At 67.6% G+C, this 19,088-nt stretch carries 22 protein-coding genes; 9 read left to right on the top strand and 13 right to left on the bottom strand.

Features of this window, described 5'->3' with window-relative positions:
* Positions 1-34: 34 nt before the first annotated feature.
* Positions 35-1,318, bottom strand: a complete 1,284-nt coding sequence (locus tag NUW81_RS11435) for a metal-dependent hydrolase family protein (protein WP_245113393.1) — start codon at positions 1,316-1,318, stop codon at positions 35-37.
* Positions 1,319-1,438: 120 nt separating this feature from the next.
* On the opposite strand from NUW81_RS11435, the gene NUW81_RS11430 reads away from it, so the two are divergent.
* Positions 1,439-2,038, top strand: coding sequence for a DUF4126 domain-containing protein (locus NUW81_RS11430; protein WP_245113392.1), 600 nt, complete (start codon positions 1,439-1,441; stop codon positions 2,036-2,038).
* Between the two features lie 83 nt (positions 2,039-2,121).
* Positions 2,122-3,450, top strand: a complete 1,329-nt coding sequence (locus NUW81_RS11425; protein ID WP_245113391.1) for an MFS transporter — start codon at positions 2,122-2,124, stop codon at positions 3,448-3,450.
* A 1-nt stretch (position 3,451) separates the two neighbouring features.
* On the opposite strand, the gene NUW81_RS11420 is transcribed toward NUW81_RS11425, so the two are convergent.
* Positions 3,452-4,426 carry a hypothetical protein gene (locus NUW81_RS11420; protein ID WP_245113389.1) on the bottom strand — a complete coding sequence of 325 codons (975 nt, stop codon included), beginning with the start codon at positions 4,424-4,426 and terminating at the stop codon, positions 3,452-3,454.
* A gap of 87 nt (positions 4,427-4,513) precedes the next feature.
* Positions 4,514-5,743 carry a polyhydroxyalkanoate depolymerase gene (locus NUW81_RS11415; RefSeq protein WP_245113387.1) on the bottom strand — a complete coding sequence of 410 codons (1,230 nt, stop codon included), beginning with the start codon at positions 5,741-5,743 and terminating at the stop codon, positions 4,514-4,516.
* A gap of 144 nt (positions 5,744-5,887) precedes the next feature.
* Between NUW81_RS11415 and NUW81_RS11410 the strand changes: the two genes are divergently transcribed.
* Both NUW81_RS11410 and NUW81_RS11405 read left to right on the top strand, forming a co-directional pair.
* On the top strand, positions 5,888-6,301 hold the full coding sequence (locus NUW81_RS11410; protein WP_245113385.1) for a hypothetical protein: 414 nt from the start codon (positions 5,888-5,890) through the stop codon (positions 6,299-6,301).
* A gap of 25 nt (positions 6,302-6,326) precedes the next feature.
* Complete coding sequence (locus NUW81_RS11405) at positions 6,327-8,096, top strand: ABC transporter transmembrane domain-containing protein (RefSeq protein WP_245113383.1); 1,770 nt, start codon at positions 6,327-6,329, stop codon at positions 8,094-8,096.
* Here NUW81_RS11405 and NUW81_RS11400 read toward each other — a convergent pair.
* Complete coding sequence (locus NUW81_RS11400; RefSeq protein ID WP_245113381.1) at positions 8,093-8,779, bottom strand: hypothetical protein; 687 nt, start codon at positions 8,777-8,779, stop codon at positions 8,093-8,095. The two genes, NUW81_RS11405 and NUW81_RS11400, sit on opposite strands and share 4 nt — an antisense overlap.
* Positions 8,780-8,867: 88 nt before the next feature.
* On the opposite strand from NUW81_RS11400, the gene msrB reads away from it, so the two are divergent.
* Positions 8,868-9,368, top strand: a complete 501-nt coding sequence (gene msrB / locus NUW81_RS11395; protein ID WP_245113380.1) for a peptide-methionine (R)-S-oxide reductase MsrB — start codon at positions 8,868-8,870, stop codon at positions 9,366-9,368.
* A gap of 3 nt (positions 9,369-9,371) precedes the next feature.
* A complete protein-coding gene (locus tag NUW81_RS11390; RefSeq protein ID WP_245113379.1) occupies positions 9,372-11,081 on the top strand; it encodes a cytochrome c biogenesis protein DipZ in 1,710 nt (569 codons plus the stop codon).
* 36 nt (positions 11,082-11,117) lie between these two features.
* Here NUW81_RS11390 and NUW81_RS11385 read toward each other — a convergent pair whose 3' ends face one another.
* The 7 genes from NUW81_RS11385 to NUW81_RS11355 form a co-directional block, all read right to left on the bottom strand.
* Positions 11,118-11,531 (bottom strand): ExbD/TolR family protein, encoded by a 414-nt coding sequence (locus tag NUW81_RS11385; protein WP_245113378.1) that lies wholly within the window; start codon positions 11,529-11,531, stop codon positions 11,118-11,120.
* A gap of 269 nt (positions 11,532-11,800) precedes the next feature.
* Positions 11,801-12,232, bottom strand: a complete 432-nt coding sequence (locus NUW81_RS11380; RefSeq protein ID WP_245113377.1) for an ExbD/TolR family protein — start codon at positions 12,230-12,232, stop codon at positions 11,801-11,803.
* 18 nt (positions 12,233-12,250) lie between these two features.
* Complete coding sequence (locus NUW81_RS11375; protein ID WP_245113376.1) at positions 12,251-12,742, bottom strand: ExbD/TolR family protein; 492 nt, start codon at positions 12,740-12,742, stop codon at positions 12,251-12,253.
* 118 nt (positions 12,743-12,860) lie between these two features.
* Positions 12,861-13,655 (bottom strand): MotA/TolQ/ExbB proton channel family protein, encoded by a 795-nt coding sequence (locus NUW81_RS11370; RefSeq protein ID WP_245113375.1) that lies wholly within the window; start codon positions 13,653-13,655, stop codon positions 12,861-12,863.
* Positions 13,656-13,696: 41 nt separating this feature from the next.
* The gene (locus tag NUW81_RS11365) at positions 13,697-14,380 is read right to left on the bottom strand and encodes an energy transducer TonB (protein ID WP_245113373.1); all 684 of its coding nucleotides are present in this window, start codon (positions 14,378-14,380) and stop codon (positions 13,697-13,699) included.
* A 194-nt stretch (positions 14,381-14,574) separates the two neighbouring features.
* Positions 14,575-14,982, bottom strand: coding sequence for a dihydroneopterin aldolase (locus NUW81_RS11360; RefSeq protein ID WP_245113370.1), 408 nt, complete (start codon positions 14,980-14,982; stop codon positions 14,575-14,577).
* Positions 14,979-15,704 carry an SDR family oxidoreductase gene (locus NUW81_RS11355; RefSeq protein ID WP_245113368.1) on the bottom strand — a complete coding sequence of 242 codons (726 nt, stop codon included), beginning with the start codon at positions 15,702-15,704 and terminating at the stop codon, positions 14,979-14,981. Before NUW81_RS11355 ends, NUW81_RS11360 begins: the two co-directional genes overlap by 4 nt.
* 66 nt (positions 15,705-15,770) lie before the next feature.
* Between NUW81_RS11355 and NUW81_RS11350 the strand changes: the two genes are divergently transcribed.
* Genes NUW81_RS11350 through NUW81_RS11340 form a run of 3 tightly spaced genes read left to right on the top strand, consistent with a single transcriptional unit; the run spans position 15,771 to position 18,163 of the window.
* Positions 15,771-16,346, top strand: a complete 576-nt coding sequence (locus NUW81_RS11350; RefSeq protein WP_245113366.1) for a DUF1285 domain-containing protein — start codon at positions 15,771-15,773, stop codon at positions 16,344-16,346.
* A 7-nt stretch (positions 16,347-16,353) separates the two neighbouring features.
* Positions 16,354-16,932, top strand: a complete 579-nt coding sequence (locus NUW81_RS11345; RefSeq protein ID WP_245113364.1) for a CoA pyrophosphatase — start codon at positions 16,354-16,356, stop codon at positions 16,930-16,932.
* 4 nt (positions 16,933-16,936) lie between these two features.
* A complete protein-coding gene (locus tag NUW81_RS11340; protein ID WP_245113361.1) occupies positions 16,937-18,163 on the top strand; it encodes a CCA tRNA nucleotidyltransferase in 1,227 nt (408 codons plus the stop codon).
* On the opposite strand, the gene NUW81_RS11335 is transcribed toward NUW81_RS11340, so the two are convergent.
* Positions 18,160-18,525: a DUF6768 family protein gene (locus NUW81_RS11335; RefSeq protein ID WP_245113359.1), complete on the bottom strand. Its 366-nt coding sequence runs from the start codon at positions 18,523-18,525 to the stop codon at positions 18,160-18,162. The two genes, NUW81_RS11340 and NUW81_RS11335, sit on opposite strands and share 4 nt — an antisense overlap.
* Positions 18,522-19,073, bottom strand: a complete 552-nt coding sequence (locus NUW81_RS11330; protein WP_245113357.1) for an RNA polymerase sigma factor — start codon at positions 19,071-19,073, stop codon at positions 18,522-18,524. The genes NUW81_RS11335 and NUW81_RS11330 overlap by 4 nt, the downstream gene beginning before the upstream one ends.
* Positions 19,074-19,088 lie beyond the last annotated feature (15 nt).

The raw sequence follows: 19,088 nt of genomic DNA, 5'->3' as shown, positions 1-19,088 counted from the left end.
CCAGCCCGTTGGTCGAAGCGCTCCAGCCGTTGGTCTATCGCGCGCCGTGGCCCGCGTAGACGCGCCCGCGCTCCATCACCGCATCCACTTCCTCGAGCACGGTGACATCCTCATAGGGGTCGCCGTCGAAGGCGATGAGGTCGGCGCTCATGCCCACCGCGATGCGCCCGATCTCGGCCTCCATCCCCAGCGCGCGCGCCGCCACCGTCGTGATGCTCTCCAATGCCTGCTCCTCGCTCATGCCATAGCTCACCAGCATGCCCAGCTCCTCGGCGTTGCGGCCGTGCGCGAACACGCCCGCATCGGTACCATAAGCGATCGGCACGCCCATGCGGATGGCGGTGGCGATGGGCTTGCCGACCTGCGGCATGACTTCGCGGATCTTGGCGTTGACCACCTCGGTATAGGCGCCCTCGCCCATCATCTCGGTGACCCCGCGGAAAGCGAGCAGCGTGGGCACGAAATAGGTGCCATTCTCGGCCATCGCTTCCAATGCATCGTCATCGGCGAAGGTGGCATGTTCGATCGTATCGATACCAGCGCGCGCCGCCGCCTCGATCCCGCGCGCGCCATGCGCATGCGCGGCGACCTTCAATCCCAGGCTGTGCGCCGTGTCGGCGATCGCCTTCATCTCGGCATCGGTGAAATGCGCCTCGAGCCCGCGCCCCTGCTGCGAGAGCACCCCGCCCGTTGCGGTGATCTTGATGACATCGGCACCATTCTGGCTGGCGAGCCGCACCTTGGCGGCGCATTCGACCGGCCCCGTGCAATTATAGCCATCATCGAGCAGCTCATTGACCTCGGGACGGAAGCCGTTGACGTCGCCATGTCCGCCGATGATCGCGATCGAGCTGCCCGCCGAGACGATCCGCGGCCCCGGCACCACCCCGTTCGCCGTCGCACGCCGCAGCATGTGGACGCTCTGGTTTCCTCGCGAACCGACATCGCGCACCGTGGTGAACCCCGCGCGCAGCGTCGTCTCGGCATTGGCCACCCCGAGGATGACATTCCATTCGCTCGGCGTCGTCGCCGCCTGCCAATAATCCCCCGACGGATTGCCGCTCAGATGGACGTGCAGGTCGATCAGCCCCGGCATCACCGTCTTGTCCGACCAGTCGTGCACCGTGCCATGGCGCGGCGCATCGAGCCCGCGCGTCACCGACACGATCCGCCCCTCGTCGACCACGATGGTCGCCGGGCCGATCGCGCCTTCCGACGCATCGGCGATGAGATTGCCAGCAAGGATGGTGTCGGCGGCCAGCGCGGGGCTCGAGAGCAGGCTGGCGGCGAGCATGGCGGCGGCGAAGGTGGTTTTCATCGGCGGTCCCCTGTTGATTGCGCCGAGCTTGCGCGGCGACCGAGCGAAAGACAACCGCCATTTTGGGCGGCCACTCGACGCTTCCCGCAACCGCCGCGCCCCTTCCCCCGTTGGCGGCTCATGGACGCTGTCGAACTCATCGCGCTCGCCGCCTCGACAAGCCTGCTCGCGGGCTGGCGGCTCTATCTCGTCACCTTCATCACCGGCCTCGGAATGAAGTTCGGCTGGGTACCCCTGCCCGAGGAGCTCGAAGGGCTGCAGGTCCTCTCCAACAATTGGGTGCTCGCCATCGCGGCGGGCGGCACCTTCGCAGAATTCTTCGCCGACAAGATCGCCTGGGTCGACAGCGCCTGGGACTCGATCCACAGCCTCCTGCGCCCGCTCGGCGGCGCGCTTCTCAGCCTCGCCATCATCGATGCGGGCGATCCCGCCTTCCAGGTCGGTGCCTTCCTGCTGGGCGGCGGCGCCGCCTTTGCCGCCCATGCCGGCAAGGCCAGCGCGCGCGCGGCGGTCAACATGAGCCCCGAGCCCGTCTCCAACGTCGTGGTGTCCGCCGGCGAGGATATCGCCACCGGCTCGCTCCTCGCGCTGGCGATCCTCAACCCCGTCGCCGCGCTCGTCATCGCGCTCATGCTCGTGGGCTTCACCCTCTGGCTGATCCTCGCCGCCCGCCGCGCCATCGCGCGCTTCTTCACGCGTGAGCCCAAGGCCAGCCCCTGAGCACGCAAGCCCCTGGCGAATGCCGCCCCGGGGCGAGCAACGAGAAGGGCGGCGAGCAACGCTGCCCGCGCTGGACGCTCATCATGGCGGTGCTCGCCTCGAGCCTCGCCTTCGTCAACGCCTCGCTCATCAACGTCGCCCTGCCCGCCATGCGCGCCGACCTCGATGCCAGCCCCGCGCAGCTCCAGTGGATGGTCAACGCCTTCAACCTGCCCGTCGCGGCGCTGCTCCTCCTCGGCGGCACGCTCGGCGACCATCACGGCCGCCGCCGCCTGCTCGTCATCGGGGTCGCGCTGTTCTTCGCCGGCGGGTTCCTGTCAGCCCTCCTGCCCCAATTCGCCACCATCACCGCAGGCCGCGCCATCCAGGGCGTCGGCGCTGCCTTGCTCCTGCCCAACAGCCTGTCGCTGTTGAACGGCGCCTTTGCGGGCGAAGCGCGCGGCCGCGCGGTCGGCACCTGGGCCGCCGCCGGAGCCATCGCGGGCGCGGTCGCACCGCTCGCGGGCGGCGCCATCGTCGACAATCTGGGCTGGCAGCTCATCTTCTGGGTGCCGCTGCCCCTCGCGCTCGCCGCCATCGCCGTCGCGCTCATGAAGGTCGAGGAGGTCGTCCCCGACGCGGGCGGTCATACCGATGTGAAGGGCGCCGCCACCGCCACCCTCGGCCTCGGCCTCATCGCCTATACGCTCACCAGCTGGTCCCTCGACGGCGTCTTCGACCGCGCCGTCATCCTGTGGGGCGGCGCGGGACTCACCATTCTCGCGCTCTTCCTCTGGATCGAGCATCGCGTCGGCGAGAAGGCCATGATGCCATTGGGCCTGTTCGGCGCACGTGCGGTGCTGGCCTTGAACCTCCTCACCTTCCTGCTTTACGCAGCGCTCGGCGGCATGCTCCTGCTGCTTCCCTACCTCTTGATCGAAAGCGCGGGCTACAGCCCGACCCGCGCAGGTCTCGCGATCATGCCCTTCCCGCTCCTGATCGGCCTCGGCAGCCCGCTCATGGGCGGCCTTGCCGAGCGCATCGGCGCGCGCCTCCCGCTCACCATCGGGCCGCTCGTGGTCGCCGCAGGTTTGCTCCTCGGCCTGCGCATCGAGGAAGGCGCCAGCTATTGGACCGCCGTGCTTCCCAGCCTGCTCACCGTGTCGGCGGGCATGGCGATAACCGTCGCGCCCCTCACCTCCACCGTCATGAGCGCGGTGGAAAACCGCTTCACCGGCACTGCCTCGGGCCTCAACAATGCGGTCAGCCGCACCGGCAACCTCGTCGCCGTCGCGCTGTTGGGCGGGATCCTCGCCCTCTCGGGCGCCGCCCTGTTCGACGGCTTCCACCGCGCCTTGATCGTCATGTCTGTCACCGCCGCCATCGCGGGCGGCATCGCCTCTTGGGGCCTCGCGAAACGCGACGCGCGATAGCCTATTTGCCCGGCGGGCGCAGCAACTGGCCGCCATTGTCGTCGCCGCCGCGCACCGCATTGTTGCGGCTGCCCTCGCGCCGGTCGCTATCCTTGCGACTCTCGAGCACCAGCGGCTCCTCCTCGCGCGCGCCGCCCCACAGCGCCGCGTCACGGGCGAGGAATTCCTCGGTCAGCGCATCGCTCTTGTTGCCGACAATACGCCAGTGGATTGCGGGCGTGACATGGACCGAGCGCGTCGGCTTGCCGTCGAGCCCGATGGCGGGTTCGAACCTGGCCAGCTCGTGAAGCATGCCGCAGCTATGCGCCATGAAGATCGCATCGCCTGCAAAGCTCAGGAGCGAGCAGTCGACCACGCTGCCCTCATCGTCGAGCAACAGCATGGCGCGGATGATCCCTTCCTCGCCGTCGAGCCCGAGGAACTTGGGGTAATTGCGCGCATGGAAGACCATGCTGTCGCCCTTGGGCCCCTCGGCCAGCTTGCTCTCGTCCATATTGTAATAGTCGGCGAGTTGGACGCGGCAGCTCTCCAGCGCCTCGACCACCATGGCGGTCTGCGTGAGCGCCAGTGCCATGCGCTGTCCCGCGAACTGGAGGTCGAGCCGCTCGGTATCCGCAAGGTCCGTCAGGTCGTCGGCGAACCAGCTCGTCACCACGCGCCCGTTTTCCTTGTCGGCATAGCGCAGCGCCGGCACTTCCTGCTCGGCCCCGTCGAACCTCAAAGTGCCCTCGCGCGACTGCGTCTCGCCGCGCCAGCCGTTCTCGATCAGCGCGATCTCGTAGCGCTGGCCGATGAGATTGGGTTTGACGACGAGGTGATAGGTGCGGTCCGCGCCCGCGAAATCGCGCAGCGCGACGCACCCCTCGGCACCGAAATCCACCTGCCAACGCGTCGACGGCTGGTGCACCTGCGCACTCGCGGGCACGGGGCTGGAAAGGCTCGCCAGGGCCGCCGCCCCCATCAGGAAACGCAACATGGAAAATCCCCCCGGATAAAGTTCGTGGCCGACCCCACGGACACTCGCGCGAAAGGTGCGCAAAAAGCGCCGGGGGTTCAAGCCCGTTCAGGCGTGCTTCTGGATGAACTCCTCGACCACCGGCGCGATCTTGTCGCGCCACTTGCCGCCGTGGAAGATGCCGTAATGGCCGACGTCCTTGGCGAGGAGATACTGCTTCTTTTCCTCTGCAAGGCCGGTGGCAAGATCGAGCGCCGCCTTGGTCTGGCCGATGCCCGAGATATCGTCGCGCTCGCCCTCGATGGCGAGCAGCGCGGTCTCTTCGATCGCGCCGAGATCGACCAGCTCGCCCTTGTGGGTGAACTCGCCTTCGGGGAGCAGGTGGCGCTGGAACACCACGTCGACCGTCTGGAGATAGAATTCGGCCGTCATGTCGGCGACCGAGCGATATTCCTCGTAGAATTCGCGCGTCTTGTCGGCGCTTTCCTCGTCGCCCACGACGAGATGTTTGAACATCTCCCAATGGCTCGTCATGTGATCGCCAAGGTTCATGGTCATGAAGCCCGCGAGCTGGAGAAAGCCCGGATACACCTTCCGCCCCGCGCCCGGATAGAGATAGGGCACGGTGGCGATGGCATTCTGCTGGAACCAGGCATGCGGGCGTTGGGTCGCCAGCGTGTTGACCGCCGTCGGGCATTCGCGCGTGTCGATCGGCCCGCCCATCATGGTCAGCGATTTCGGCGTCGCCTCCATCTTGTCGCGGTTCATGATCGCGGTCGCGGCAAAGGCCGGCACCGAGGGCTGGCACACGGCAAGAAGGTGCGGGCGCTTGCCCGTCTCCTCATGGATCGCCTGCGCGAATTCGATCAGGTAATCGATATAGCTGTCGAGGTCGAAATGCCCGTCGGCCAGCGGTACCAGCTTGGCGTCCGCCCAGTCGGTGACATAGGTCTCATGCCCCGGCAGCATGCGCTCGACCGTGCCGCGCAGGAGCGTGGCGAAATGCCCCGACATGGGTGCCACGATCATGAGCGGCTCCTGCCCCTCGATCCCTTTCTTGTGGAAGTGGAGCAGGTTGCCGAAGGGCTTGCGCACCAGCACATCCTCGTCGACCGGCACGCTCTTTCCGTCCACCACGACCTCGGTGAAACCGAAGTCGGGCTTGCCGCGCGGCGCGGCGGCATGGGCGAAGACATCGAGCCCCGCGGCCATCATCGGCCCCATCTGGCCATAGCCGAAGGGATTGGACGGGTTGCTGAGCCAGCCGGCGCTGAGACCCGCCAGTTTGCTGGCGCCGGCCATCAGCGTGCGCTGCACCTCATAGGCGTCGTAAAGCATTGAGTTTCCTGAAAATGGGTTCCATTCGGCAACGAAGCCTAGCGGGCTTTGTGCCGTTGCCAAGTTAAAAATTTGTGCGCTGCAAAAGCGGGAGAAAGCGGGGCCCGCGCTTGCAATGTCGTGGCTTTCGGGCACCATGCGCCGATGTCCGCCTTGCTCTCCCTCGCCCTCGGCACGGCCCAGCCCGTGGGCCTGCCGGTGGAGATGACGCATGGCGCTGCCGATGAATATGAGGAAATCCTCTTCCGCGTGATGCGCGAGGTGAAGGCCGCCATGCCCCCCGAATGCGCCAAGCTACGCGTGCGCATCAATCTCGTCACCGACGAGTTGCAGGACATGGCCTTCGCCTGTCTCGACCGCGACGACAAATCGCTCCCTGTCGCCATCGATCCCGTGACGATGCCGATGGGCGCCTTCGCCGCGCGCTACGAGCGGCTGCGCGTCGTCCTCGATGACAAGGCCACCCGCGGCCATCCCTATGGCGTCTCCATGACCGTCGACCGCCGCGGGCGGCTGCACACGCAGCTCTACTTTTTGGATCTCGCCGCTGGCACCTGAGGCGCTTTTTTCCTAGGGCGGGGGCATGAAAGCCGAACCGCCGCCCAAGAAGCCGATCTCGAACCTGCGCATGGTCTGGAACATCGCCATGCGCTACCCGTGGCAGATCCTCGCCGCGAGCCTCGCGCTCCTCGTCTCGGCGGCAGCCACCGCGGGCATCCCCTATGCCCTCAAGCTCATCATCGACCGCGGCTTCACCTCCGACGGCGACATCGCGCGCTGGTTCCAATATCTCCTGCTGCTCGTCGTCATCATGGCGATCGCCACCGCGCTACGCTTCTATTTCGTCAGCTGGATGGGCGAGCGCGTCGTCGCCGACATCCGCCTTGCCGTGCACCGCAACCTGATGCGCCTGTCGCCGTCTTTCTTCGAGGAAAACCGCCCCGCCGAGATCACCAGCCGTATCACGGTGGATACCGCGATCATCGAGCAGACCGTCGGCGTCACCATCTCGGTCGCGCTTCGCAACCTCGTTCTCGGCGTGGCCTGCGCGGGCATCATCATCGCGCTCAGCCCCAAGCTCGCAGGGCTGCTGCTCCTCGCCATCCCGCTGATCCTCGTGCCGATCATCTTCCTCGGGCGGAAAGTGCGCGCGATCTCCAAGACCAGCCAGGACCGGCTCGCCGACGTCGGCACCGTCTCCTCAGAGGTCTTCTCGGCGATGAAGATCGTCCTCGCCTTCGGCCAGCAGCACCGCGAGGCCGAGCGCTTCTCGGGCGTCACCGAAGAGGTGTTCACCGTCGCGCGCCGCCGCATCTTCCTGCGCGCGGTCCTCACCGGCATCGCCATCACCCTCTTCTTCGCCGCCATCACCCTGACCATCTGGCAGGGCGCATTGGACGTGCGCGCGGGCACCATGACCGGCGGCACCATCCTCGCCTTCGTCCTCTACGGCGGCCTCCTCGCCGGAGCCTTCGGCGCCCTGTCCGAAGTCTATGGCCAGCTCCTGCGCGCTGCCGGTGCTTCCGAACGCCTGAACGAGCTCATGCAGGTCGAGCCGACCATCACCGCGCCCGCCAATCCTGCGCCGCTGCCCAGCCCCGCTCGCGGCCGCCTCACCTTCGAGGACGTCACCTTCCGTTATCCCACGCGCCCCGACGATGTCGCGCTCGACAGCATTGCCATCGACATCAAGCCCGACGAACTGGTCGCGCTGGTCGGCCCCTCGGGCGCCGGCAAGACCACCATCTTCCAGCTCGCCCAGCGCTTCTACGATCCCGACGCCGGCCGCGTCCTGTTCGACGATGTCGACATCGCCACCGTCGACCCCGAGGCGCTGCGCCAACGCATCGCCATGGTGCCACAGGAAGTCATGATCTTCGCGGCCTCGGCCCGCGACAATTTGCGCTACGGCCATTGGGACGCCAGCGACGAGGAGATCTGGGAAGCCGCCCGCGCCGCCCATGCCGACGACTTCCTGCGCGCGCTGCCGCAAGGCCTCGACACCTATCTCGGCGAAGGCGGCGCGCGCCTCTCGGGCGGCCAGCGCCAGCGCCTCGCCATCGCCCGCGCACTCCTGCGCAAGGACGCCCCGCTCCTCCTCCTCGACGAGGCGACCAGTGCATTGGACGCCGAGAGCGAGGCGCGCGTCCAGTCGGCGCTCGATGCGCTGATGGGCACCCGTACCACCATCGTCATCGCCCACCGCCTCGCGACCGTGCGCGCCGCCGACCGCATCCTCGTCATGGACCAGGGCCGGATCGTCGAGGAAGGCACGCATGACGCGCTCATCGCGCGCGGCGGCCTCTATGCCCGCCTCGCCAAGCTCCAGTTCGACAGCGTGGCTGCCGCCTAGGCGATCAGGATCGTCAGGGTGAGGGCGAGCGCGCTCCACATGCCGAGCACCATCAGCGCATGGCCGAGCGCCTTGACGCGGCTCGTTTCCACCACGCGGTGGAACCAGCGCGCCTCGACAAAGCCGAGCCAGACGAAGGACAGCAGGATACCGCCGAACAGCCAGAAGACGGCGCGGATGCCTTCCTCGTTGCCGATCGCGGCCTGCGTGCCGAAGATGGCAAGGCTCGTCAGTACGGTGAACCCCGCCGCCGCATAGCATTGCGGATAGAAGGGGTTCTTGAGGCTCGACTTCCTGATCGCGACCCCCTGGTAGGTCAGCTGCCGTGCCGCCGCGATCAGGGGCAGGATGCCGTAGAGAACGATGCGGAAGGCGAGCAAATTCTTGTCGTCGGCCATGAAGTTGGCGACGACCGGATTGGAATATTCCACTTCCCCGCCCTTGGGGTCGATCGCCAGTTCCACGACGTGGATCAGCACCAGCGTAATGGCGAGGAACAGCGGCGGCGCGATGCGGTCCCCGAAGGCCGGATCGTCATCCTCGAGCATCTGCTCGTGTGTGTCCTTCATCAGCCCGAATGGCTTGAAGATCACGCGGAGCAGCGTGCGCGGGTAGAAATAGAGCCACGACAGCACCTCGTAGACGAGGTCGTCCAATGACTTGATGAGCTTGTAAAAGTCCATTGGGGGTGCCCCCTTCCTTTGCCCATCTGTAACCTTTCACGCTTCCCGTGCGATTGGAAGGGTGAGAGACGTTCCAAGGAAAGCCGTCATGCCCGCCGCCCCGATCACCCGCCGCCTGTTCCTCGGCACCGCCGCCGCGGGATGCGCAGGCGCGGCCTACGCGCTGGCAGCGGGCGGCGCGCGCGTCGACCGGTCCGGCTTCCCCGTGTCGAAGAGCGAGGCCGCATGGCGCCGACAGCTCGGCCCCGAGCGCTTCCGCATCCTGCGCAAGGCGGGCACCGAACGCGCTTTCTCGAGCCCCCTCAACGCCGAAAAGCGCCGCGGCACCTATCATTGCGCGGGCTGCAACCAGCCCCTCTTCGCGAGCAGCGCCAAATATGACAGCGGCACCGGCTGGCCTGCCTTCAAGGCGCCCATCGCCAGGGGCCGCATCGGCTATGCGAGAGACACCTCCTTGGGCATGATCCGCACCGAGGAGCATTGTGCCCGCTGCGGCGGCCATCTCGGCCATGTCTTCGACGACGGCCCGCCGCCGCTCGGCAAGCGTCACTGCATCAACGGCCTCGCGCTCCGCTTCCGGCCCGCCTGATCCATGCTCATCCTCCTCCTCGCCTATCTCGGCGGGGTGCTGACCATCCTCAGCCCCTGCATCCTGCCCGTCCTCCCCTTCGTCTTCGCGCGCGCCGACAAGCCCTTCCTCACGAACGGCCTGCCCATGCTCCTCGGCATGGCGGCGACCTTCGCAGCTGTCGCCACCCTCACCGCCGTGGCGGGCGAGGCGGCGGGCACCGCCAACAGCATCGGCCGCTGGATCGCGCTTGGAGTCATGAGCCTGTTCGCGCTCATGCTCCTCTTCCCCCGCCTCGCCGATCCCGTGACGCGCCCGCTGGTGCGCATGGGCGAAAAGCTCTCCGCCCGCCACGAAGGCCGCGCCGGCCTCTTCTCGAGCCTCGCCCTCGGCGTCGCCACCGGCCTCCTCTGGGCGCCCTGCGCAGGCCCCATCCTCGGGCTCATCCTGACCGGCGCCGCCCTCTCGGGCGCGAGCGGCGAGACCGCGCTCCTTCTCTTCGCTTATGCCGCCGGCGCTGCCACCAGCCTTGCCCTCGCCCTGCTTGTCGGCGGCCGTGTCTTCGCCGCCATGAAGCGCGGCCTCGGCGCGGGCGAGACCATCAAGAAAGCACTCGGCCTCCTCATCCTCCTCGGGGTCGGTGCCATCGCGCTGGGCCTCGACACCCGCCTCCTCGCCAACCTGTCATCGGGCCCGACCAACAGCCTCGAGAACCGCCTCGCCCGCATCCTCGGGATGGACGCGCCCGAGCTCACCACCTCGCTCGCAGGGCCGCTCCCCGACGAAGGCGCCTTCCCCGGCCTTCCCGGCCCCACCGGCTGGATCAATTCGCCGCCGCTCACCGCCGCCGACCTGGAGGGCAAGGTCGTGCTGATCGATTTCTGGACCTACAGCTGCATCAACTGCATCCGCGCCGTCCCCTATGTCCGCAGCTGGCACGAGCGCTACGCCGGCGACGGCCTCGTCGTGATCGGCGTCCACACCCCCGAATTCGCCTTCGAGCGCAAGCGCGCCAATGTCGAAAAGGCCGTGCGCGACGCGCGCATCACCTATCCGGTCGCGCTCGACAACCGCTGGTCGATCTGGCGCGCCTTCGACAACCGCTACTGGCCCGCCCATTACCTGATCGATGCCAGGGGGCGCCTGCGCTACCATCACTTCGGCGAGGGCAGCTACGACAAGACCGAAGCCGCCATCCGCATGCTCCTCGCCGAAGCCGGCAAGCCGGTCGGTGCCGCAGCCGACGGCCCCGATTTCGCCGCACAGGAGATGCAGGCCGCGCGCACCGCGGGTCGTACCCCCGAGACCTATGTCGGCTGGAAACGCATGGCCAATAACGCCAATGAGGGCATCGATCGCAATGCGAGCGCGCGCTACCGCTTCCCCGACCCGCTCGCACCCGACCAATGGGGTTTCGGCGGCACCTGGACGGTCGAGCCGCGCCGCGCCGTCACCCGCGCCGACAATGCCGACATCGTCATGAATTTCGCCGCACGCGACCTCAATCTCGTCCTCGGCAGCGACGACGGCCAACCCCGCCGCTTCCGCCTGCTCCTCGACGGCAAGGCACCGGGCAAGGATGCAGGCGTGGACGTGGATGCGGGCGGCTATGGCACGATCACCGACGAGCGCCTCTACCAGCTCGTCCGCCAAGAGGACGGCACCGCCCGCCGCAGGATCGAGATCCGCTTCCTCGACGCCGGCACCGCCGCCTACGCCTTCACCTTCGGCTAGGACGCGGCGACGTCACACGACGGCTCATCCGCCCATTCAGAAGGCCCGCGCATAGCCCTCGTTGCCGACGAATCCGAGTTTCGTCACCCCGGCCCGCCCCGCATCGGCGAGCACCTCGTCGACCAGCACGTATCGCGCGTCCGCTTCGGGCTGGAGATGCAGCTCGGGCTCCATATCCATCTCGAGCGTCAGGTCGAACAGGGTGCGCAGCTGCGTCCGCCCGACCGTCTCGCCATTCCACAGGATGCGGTCCTCGGCGGTGATGACCACCTTGTTGCGCAAGGGCTCGAGCACGGTGATCTCGGGCGCCTCTCCCGGCAGGTCGAGCTTCACCGCATGGCTCTGCACGGGAATGGTGATGATGAACATGATGAGCAGCACCAGCATCACGTCGATCAACGGCGTGGTGTTCATCTCGACCATCACCGCCTGTGTCCGATCCTCGGTCATGACAATTCTCCTCCTGCTCCAGCGCCACGCCAACCCGGCCTAAGCCAAGGGGAGGCCAGGCCAGGCAAACTCGGCCCGCGGCCCGTTGGTGACGGCCACACATCCAGCCCCGGCACCAAACCCGGCACCAAGCCCGGCACCAAGCCCGGCACCAAGCCCAGCCACGCCAGCAAACCTCCGTCAAAGTGACGTTATATCATCGCCGACGCAAGACCACAAAAAAGGGCGGCCCGAAGACCGCCCCTTCCTGTCTCGTGAAAGCGTGTTCCCTAGAACTCGCTCACATAAGCTTCGTTACCCACGAAACCCATTTTCTCGACGCTCGCACGCTTGGTCACGGCGAGAACCTCGTCGACCGTTTCGTAACGGGCGTTGGGTTCGGGCTGCAGGTGCAGCTCGGGGGTCACCGGGAGCTGCTGCGAGATGTCGAGGAACTGGCGCAGCTGGACAAGATTGACCGGGCTGCCGTTCCAGAGCACCTCGTCCGACTCGGTGACCACGATCTTGTTCTTGATCGGGTCGACCGGCGGCGGGTTGGTGGAGCCGTCATCCTGCGGAAGATCGAGCTTCACCGCGTGCGTCTGCACCGGGATGGTGATGATGAACATGATGAGGAGCACCAGCATGACGTCGATAAGCGGCGTCGTGTTGATGTCCATCATCGGGGTATCGTCGTCGGCACCCGTGGAGGACATTGCCATGGCGAATTGCTCCTTGTTCTAGAGGCGACGGACGGCGGTACCGGCCGGCGGTTCGGAGATGAAGCCGACCCGCGCGAAACCCGCACGCTGCATGGTGAAGATCGCGCCGCCGATGCACTTGTAGGGGGTGTTCACGTCACCGCGGATATGCGCTTCGGGCATATTCTCGTCGGTGATGTTGTCGACCCCGCCAGCGGCTTCGATTGCGGCTTCGAGCTGGGCGACCGCGCGGTCGAGCAGTTCCTCGCTCGTGACCGGCGTGACGCCCCAATAGACTTCACAGCTACCGTCAGCAGCGCCGCGCACCGAGAGGTTGACGTTCTCGGGCTTGGATTCGGTCGGCTCGTACTGGACCTCGGGCAGCTGCACGGGGACGGTTTCGAGCACCACCGGGACGGTGATCAGGAAGATGATGAGGAGAACCAACATGACGTCGACGAGCGGCGTCGTGTTGATGTCGGACATCGGGATATCTTCACCCGATTGCTCCATCCCAACATTCATGCCCATGGGCGCTTATCCTTCTACTTCGTCTTTCGTCCCTCGGATTTCCGCTCGGCGCGAAGGCGCCGCGGCGAGGGCGGGAGACCGGGGCGGCGCAATGCCGCCCCGGCTTCCACGGGCAGGCTTACTTGCGGACGGTCGGCTTGACCGGCGCGCCACCAGCCTGGACACCCGGCTTCGGCGCCGCGGCGGGGGCCGGCTTGGTCGCGGCGGCGGTCGCCATGACCGGCTTCACCTTGCCGCCCGACATCAGGTAGCCGTGGACGTCGGTGGTGAAGGCCGAAAGGTCTTCCATGATGCCCTTGTTGCGGCGGATCAGCCAGTTGTAGGCGAGCACCGCGGGAACCGCGACGATCAGGCCGACGGCGGTCATGATGAGCGCTTCACCGACGGGACCGGCGACGGTCGAGATGTCGGCCTGGCCCGAGGCACCGATCTTCACGAGGGCGCGGTAGATGCCGACGACGGTACCGAACAGGCCGACGAACGGCGCGGTCGAACCGACGGTCGCGAGGAAGGCGAGGCCTTCACCGAGACGGTTGCCGATCGAGGTCTTCGAACGCTCGAGCGAACCGTGCATCCACTCGTGCTGGTCGACCGGGTCGGTCAGCTTGCCGTGCTGTTCCTGCGCGACGAGGGCGTCCTCGACGATGGCGCGGTAGGCGCTCTTCTTGTCGAGCTTGTCGGCGCCGCCCTTGAGGGTGCCCGCGTTCCAGAAGGCCGCACGCACGGCATTGCCCTGCTTGATGATCTTCTGCTGCTGCATGAACTTGGTGAAGAGGATGTAGAAGGTGCCCACCGACATGATCACCAGCACCGCAAAGGTACCGATGGCGATCGGGCCGCCTTCTTCGAGGGCGGCCTTGAGGCCGTAGGGGTTTTCGCCGGCCGCTGCGGCCATAAGAAGTTCAATGGTCATGGGTCGATGTTCCTATGATGAAATCTTGAAATGAAGAGCGCTTAGCGCCCCTGGATGCGCCACACGATGGTCGGGGTCGTATATTCGCTGACGACCTTCGCACCCGTGCTGTCGGTCCCGGGGGTGAAACGGGCCCGGCGCTGGAGCACCTTGCAGGTCGCATCGTCGAGGCTCGACGAACCGGTCGACTGCACGATCGTGCAACCGGTCACCCGGCCGTTGGTCCCGATCGTCAGGCGGGCACGGGCCGAACCTTCTTCCTCGTTGCGAAGCGCACGGCTCGGATAGTCGTCGCCCGAGAACAGGCCACGGACGTCACCACGCGGTGCGGCCGGCTCGATGCGCGGCGGCGGCGGCGGTGCCGGCGGCGTCGGCGCGGGCGGCGTGACCGGAGCGGTCGTCGTCACCTGCGGCGGCGGTGCCACGTTGACCGTGGTCACGGGCGGCGGCTGCGGGTTGGTGCGCACGATCGGCGGCGGAGCCACGACCGGCGGCGGGGTCTGGACCTGCTGCGGTTCGGGCGGCGGGGGCGGCGGTTCTTCCGGCGGGGGCGGCGGCTCGTTCTCGACGTCGAAGGTCTTGAGATCCTCCGCCGCCTTTTCAACGACGCGCAGCGCCAGCCCGCTGACCAGCGCGTAGCCCAGGGCAACGTGGATCAGGGCGACGATAATGATCGTCCCCGTCTTGTTGCCCGAGCCCATTTCTCGTCTGCTTGCGTAGGACATTAAGTCGCTCGTCTCCTCGGTTCACCCGTGGCGGGGGAGCCACGGACCAGGCCGACGTACAACGCACGGCCCACTGATTCGGCGCTGTCGTGTACTAACGTATCATCGACAACAGCGCGCTTCTCTATCGCCCACCCATCAGGGCCGCAAGGGCCATTGTTCCCTCGGCGACTCTCCGTCGGCTTCAAGTCATCTCACTCAGGCCACGTTCCGCCGAAACTCGCCACTTCCACGCCGACACCTTCGGCGTCGGGATAGATGTCGGGTTTGACCGAACGAATTCTCAACGCCTCGACACCCGACATGGATGCAATTCGCTCGAAAATCGCTTGGACCAGCGCTTCCTGCAGGTTGTAGCGGCGCGCGGCGGCGAGCTCGACGACGGTCGTCCGCAGCCGGTCGTAATTCCATGCATGCGCCTCCTCGTCCTCCGCCGGCAGCCGGTCGGCCGCGATCCACACCTCGGCCGAAATCTTCAGCCGCTGCGGCGTGCCGATCTCGAAATCGTGGAAGCCGATATCGGCCATGACCTCGAGCGAATCGAGGAACAGGCGAAGGCTCCTCGGGCGATGCACCGCCAGCCCCTCGATGGTGTCCGTCACTGATTTTCTCCCAGAAATGCGACATCGCGCGGCAGGGCGAGATAGCGCTGCCCCGCGTCGAGCCAGAGCGTCTGGCCGGTCAGAACGCGATTGTCCACGAGCGCGTCGAGCGCCTCGAGAAGGTGCGCGGGCTCTACCCCGCGCCCGAGCGGATTGAGGTCGTGGACGCGGGTGAAATCTTCACTGTCCTGCGGCCCGGAGGGCAGCATCAGCGCGGGCGCGATGGCGTTGACGCGGATGCCCGCCGCCGCCAGCGCCCGCGCGCTGACCTCGTTCAATCCCGCCAGCGCGGCCTTCGACAGGGTGTAGCTCAGGTGATCGGCGTTGGGCGCGGCCAGCTTGGCATCGAGAATGTTGACGATCGAACGATCGCCCCCGCTCGCCCCGTGCGCGGCAAAGGCGCTGGTCAGCAGCATCGGCGCGCGCGCGTTCACCGCCATCATCCGCTCGAACATCGCCGCGTCGGGCGCCTCGAGCCCGTCATGCTCGAAGGCCGCGGCATTGTTGACGAGGAGGTCGCACGGCCCCTCGACCTGCGCGAACAGCGCGGCGCCGATGTCGGGGTCGGCAAGGTCTCCCACCACTTTCGCGCACCCCTCGGGCACGTCATCATCCTGCGAACGCACATGGGCGAAGACGCGCCAGCCCTTGTCGACAAGATGCGCGGCGATGGCGGCGCCGATGCGGTGGCGCGCGCCGGTGACGAGGGCGGCCTTGGTCATGGCCCCATGCGCTAGCCGCCCCCCTGCCCCTAGGCAAGCGCGCACCGGAAGCGCTAGGGCAGGTCCATGCCCGACACGCGCCCTCCCGCCGACTTCGAAGGATCGAGCCTGTCGGCGCTCGCCGCGCAGCTCGAAGCCTCGGGCGGCGCGCCCCCGGTCGAGCGCTGGAACCCTGCACATTGCGGCGACAGCGAGATGGTCATCCGCGCCGACGGCAGCTGGCTCCACCAGGGCCGCCCGATCACCCGCCCCGCGATGGTCCGCCTCTTCTCGACCGTCCTGCGCCGCGAGGCGGACGGCAGCCACGTCCTCGTCACCCCGGTGGAAAAGCTCTCGATTGCGGTCGAGCGCACGCCCTTCCGTGCCGTCGCGATGAAGAGCGAGGGCGAAGGCAAGGCGCGCCGCCTCGCCTTCCGCCTCGACACGGGCGACAGCGTCATCGCCGGCCCCGACCACCCGATCCGCATCGAGGAGACGCCCGAGGGCCCCTCCCCCCGCCTCCACGTGCGAGGCCCGCTCGACCACGGCCTCGAAGCCGAACTCGACCGTCCCGTCTATTACGAACTCGCCGAAATCGCGCTTGCCGAAGACGCCGACCCGCCCGGCATCTGGTCGGACGGCGCCTTCTTCGCGCTCGGCTGATCCCGCGATGAGCCTCTTTGACCGCTTGACCGCCGCGCTCGCGCAGCCGCTCGAAGCCCCCGTGCTCGAGGCCGACCTCGACCCCCATGAATGGCCCGAGGCCAAGCCCGCCGCCGTCCTCGTCGCCATCACTGAAAAAGAACGCCCCGGCCTCCTCCTTACCCGCCGCAACGCCGCCATGCGCACCCATGCCGGCCAGGTCAGCTTCCCCGGCGGCCGCCTCGATCCCGGCGAGGACGCCGTCGCCGCCGCGCTGCGCGAGGCCGAGGAGGAAATCGCCCTGCCCCGCGATCATGTCCGCCTCGTCGGCAGCCTCGAAGACTATGTCACCGGCACCGGCTATGTCGTCACGCCGATCGTCGGCATCGTCCCCCCCGACCTCGACCTCCGCCCCAATCCCGCCGAGGTCGACGCACTGTTCGAGGCCCCGCTCGACCATATTCTCGACCCCGCCCGCCAGCGCGAGGAAGAATTAACTTGGCGTGGGCGCCAAAGGCGTTACTGGCGCATTGACTATTCCGACCATGACATCTGGGGAGCCACCGCGGCGATGATCGTCAACCTCACGCGCCGCCTCCAACGCTGACCTTATGACCGCTTTCGATCCCAAGCCTTTCCTCGCCCGCCCGGGCGTCACCGAACTGCTCGACGCGCTCCATGTCGACAAGGGCGGCGTGCGCCTCGTCGGCGGCGCCGTGCGCGACCACCTTCTTGGTGCCCCCGTCTCCGATCTCGATGTCGCCACCATCTACGAGCCCCCGCGCGTCATCGGCTATCTCGAGGGCGCCGGCATCAAGGCCGTGCCCACCGGCATCGACCATGGCACCATCACCGCGGTCAGCCAGGGCACGGTGGTCGAGGTCACCACCCTGCGCGCCGACGTCGACACCGACGGGCGCCGCGCCACCGTGGCCTTCACCACCGAGTGGCACCAAGACGCCAACCGCCGCGACTTCACCATCAACGCGCTCTACGCCGACCCGAAGACGGGCGAGATCTTCGACTATCACGACGGCCTCGCCGATCTCGAGGCGCGCCGCATCCGCTTCATCGGCGACCCGCGCGCGCGCATTGCCGAGGACCACCTTCGCATCCTGCGTTTCTTCCGCTTCCACGCCCGCTTTGCCGAGGGCGCGCCCGACGCCGACGGCCTCGCGGCCTGCGCCGACATGGCGAACACGCTCAAATCGCTGTCGCGCGAGCGCATCGCCGATGAGCTATTGAAGCTCCTCGCCCTGCCCGACCCCCACGCCACCGTGGAAGTGATGCAGGCCAATGGCATCTTCGAACCTGTTCTCCCCGAGATCAGCGCCGCGGGCGTCGAGCGCCTGAAGCAGCTCCTCGTCTTCGAGCAGGCATCGGGGCGCAAGTTCCGCCCGATCCGCCGCCTCGCCGCGCTGCTGCCGCGCGACCCCGATGTCGCGCGGGACGTCGCCAGCCGCCTCAAATTCTCCAAGGAACAGCGCGACCGCCTGTCCTCCGCCGCCGTCCCCGCCGAGGGCAGCGCGCGCGAGCTCGCCTATCGCCTCGGCCCGCTCTTCGCCATCGACCGCATCGCGCTCACCCCCTGGTGGGAAAGCGCCTCGGGCAAGAGCCGCGAGGACGCCGTGCGCTATATCGAGCGCTGGGACGTGCCGAGGCTCCCGGTCAAGGGCGGCGACCTCATCAAGATGGGCCTCGCGGCCGGCCCCATGGTCGCCCGCACCCTGCGCGCCATCGAGAACGAGTGGATCGACAATGATTTCGCCGACGATGCGACGTTCGACGCGATCGTCGAACGTCACCTCGCCTGCGCCCGCTCGGACAGCGACGCCTAGTCCTTCCGCGCCAGCTGGTATTCGATCAGCTTCAACTCGCGCAGCACGCGATTGATGTGCATCTGCGGCCACAGCGCCAGCTTCGACACCAGCGCGCCGAGCACCAGCACGGCGGCGGGCAGCCCCCAGTGGAGCGCCTCGAGCACATTGTCGGCGGCATAGAATTTCAGCGCCATCCAGACGCCGGCGATGAACATCACCGCCTGCGTCACGAACAGCACCATGCTCGGCCAGCCGGTGCGCCCCTTGAACAGCCCCATCGCCTGGCTGAAATAGCCCGGCTCATTGGCCTCCCAGTCGGCCACCAGCGCATCCTCTTCCTCGCGCAGCAGTTCCGCGATCCTCTTGTCGAGATCACTCATTTCCCTTCTCCTTCCAGCGCCGCGCGCAAGGCGGCGCGTCCATGCATCAGCCGGGTCTTCACCGTGCCCGGCGGCACGTCGAGCGCGACGGCGATCTCGGCCACGCGCATGTCCTCGAAATAAAACAGCCTGAGCGCGGCCTGGTGCGCGGGCGACAACCGCGCCATCGCCGCCGCCAGCCGCTCGCGCTCATTGCCCTCGGGCGGCGCTTCGACTTGGGCCGGCTCGGCCGCCACTGCCGCATCCAGCGCGCGCCGCTGCTGGCGCCTGCCGATCGTGCGCGCGCATTGGCGCGACACGATCCGATAGGCGAAGGTCCCGAAGGCCCGCTCTTCGCGCAGGGTCGGCAGCGCCTTCCAGATCGCCGCCCAGCTCGCCTGCACGACATCCTCCGTGCCGGGACCACCCAGCAAGCGCCGCGCATGGCCGACGAGCCGCGGCTGCCAGCGCCGCACCAGCGCCGCCGCCAACCGCTTCTCGCCCGCCCGCGCGCCGGCGACCAGCCAGCCATCGAGCGCACGGCCCTCGAGACGATGCCCCTTACTCATGGAAAGAAGGTGCAC

Origin of the sequence: Sphingomicrobium aestuariivivum (assembly GCF_024721585.1) — a bacterium.
GTDB lineage: Bacteria > Pseudomonadota > Alphaproteobacteria > Sphingomonadales > Sphingomonadaceae > Sphingomicrobium > Sphingomicrobium aestuariivivum.
This window is presented reverse-complemented; position numbering and strand designations above follow the sequence as displayed.

Bases quoted from the DNA above. Each gene is read 5' to 3' on its own strand.
- NUW81_RS11385 (WP_245113378.1), bottom strand. From the start codon at position 11,531: ATGACCGAGGATCGGACACAGGCGGTGATGGTCGAGATGAACACCACG.
- NUW81_RS11355 (WP_245113368.1), bottom strand. From the start codon at position 15,704: ATGACCAAGGCCGCCCTCGTCACCGGCGCGCGCCACCGCATCGGCGCC.
- NUW81_RS11420 (WP_245113389.1), bottom strand. From the start codon at position 4,426: ATGTTGCGTTTCCTGATGGGGGCGGCGGCCCTGGCGAGCCTTTCCAGC.
- NUW81_RS11365 (WP_245113373.1), bottom strand. From the start codon at position 14,380: ATGTCCTACGCAAGCAGACGAGAAATGGGCTCGGGCAACAAGACGGGG.
- NUW81_RS11400 (WP_245113381.1), bottom strand. From the start codon at position 8,779: ATGGACTTTTACAAGCTCATCAAGTCATTGGACGACCTCGTCTACGAG.
- NUW81_RS11405 (WP_245113383.1), top strand. From the start codon at position 6,327: ATGAAAGCCGAACCGCCGCCCAAGAAGCCGATCTCGAACCTGCGCATG.
- NUW81_RS11350 (WP_245113366.1), top strand. From the start codon at position 15,771: ATGCCCGACACGCGCCCTCCCGCCGACTTCGAAGGATCGAGCCTGTCG.
- NUW81_RS11415 (WP_245113387.1), bottom strand. From the start codon at position 5,743: ATGCTTTACGACGCCTATGAGGTGCAGCGCACGCTGATGGCCGGCGCC.
- NUW81_RS11345 (WP_245113364.1), top strand. From the start codon at position 16,354: ATGAGCCTCTTTGACCGCTTGACCGCCGCGCTCGCGCAGCCGCTCGAA.
- NUW81_RS11375 (WP_245113376.1), bottom strand. From the start codon at position 12,742: ATGGGCATGAATGTTGGGATGGAGCAATCGGGTGAAGATATCCCGATG.
- NUW81_RS11425 (WP_245113391.1), top strand. From the start codon at position 2,122: ATGGCGGTGCTCGCCTCGAGCCTCGCCTTCGTCAACGCCTCGCTCATC.
- NUW81_RS11335 (WP_245113359.1), bottom strand. From the start codon at position 18,525: ATGAGTGATCTCGACAAGAGGATCGCGGAACTGCTGCGCGAGGAAGAG.
- NUW81_RS11330 (WP_245113357.1), bottom strand. From the start codon at position 19,073: ATGAGTAAGGGGCATCGTCTCGAGGGCCGTGCGCTCGATGGCTGGCTG.
- NUW81_RS11410 (WP_245113385.1), top strand. From the start codon at position 5,888: ATGTCCGCCTTGCTCTCCCTCGCCCTCGGCACGGCCCAGCCCGTGGGC.
- NUW81_RS11370 (WP_245113375.1), bottom strand. From the start codon at position 13,655: ATGACCATTGAACTTCTTATGGCCGCAGCGGCCGGCGAAAACCCCTAC.
- NUW81_RS11340 (WP_245113361.1), top strand. From the start codon at position 16,937: ATGACCGCTTTCGATCCCAAGCCTTTCCTCGCCCGCCCGGGCGTCACC.
- msrB (WP_245113380.1), top strand. From the start codon at position 8,868: ATGCCCGCCGCCCCGATCACCCGCCGCCTGTTCCTCGGCACCGCCGCC.
- NUW81_RS11430 (WP_245113392.1), top strand. From the start codon at position 1,439: ATGGACGCTGTCGAACTCATCGCGCTCGCCGCCTCGACAAGCCTGCTC.
- NUW81_RS11390 (WP_245113379.1), top strand. From the start codon at position 9,372: ATGCTCATCCTCCTCCTCGCCTATCTCGGCGGGGTGCTGACCATCCTC.
- NUW81_RS11435 (WP_245113393.1), bottom strand. From the start codon at position 1,318: ATGAAAACCACCTTCGCCGCCGCCATGCTCGCCGCCAGCCTGCTCTCG.
- NUW81_RS11380 (WP_245113377.1), bottom strand. From the start codon at position 12,232: ATGGCAATGTCCTCCACGGGTGCCGACGACGATACCCCGATGATGGAC.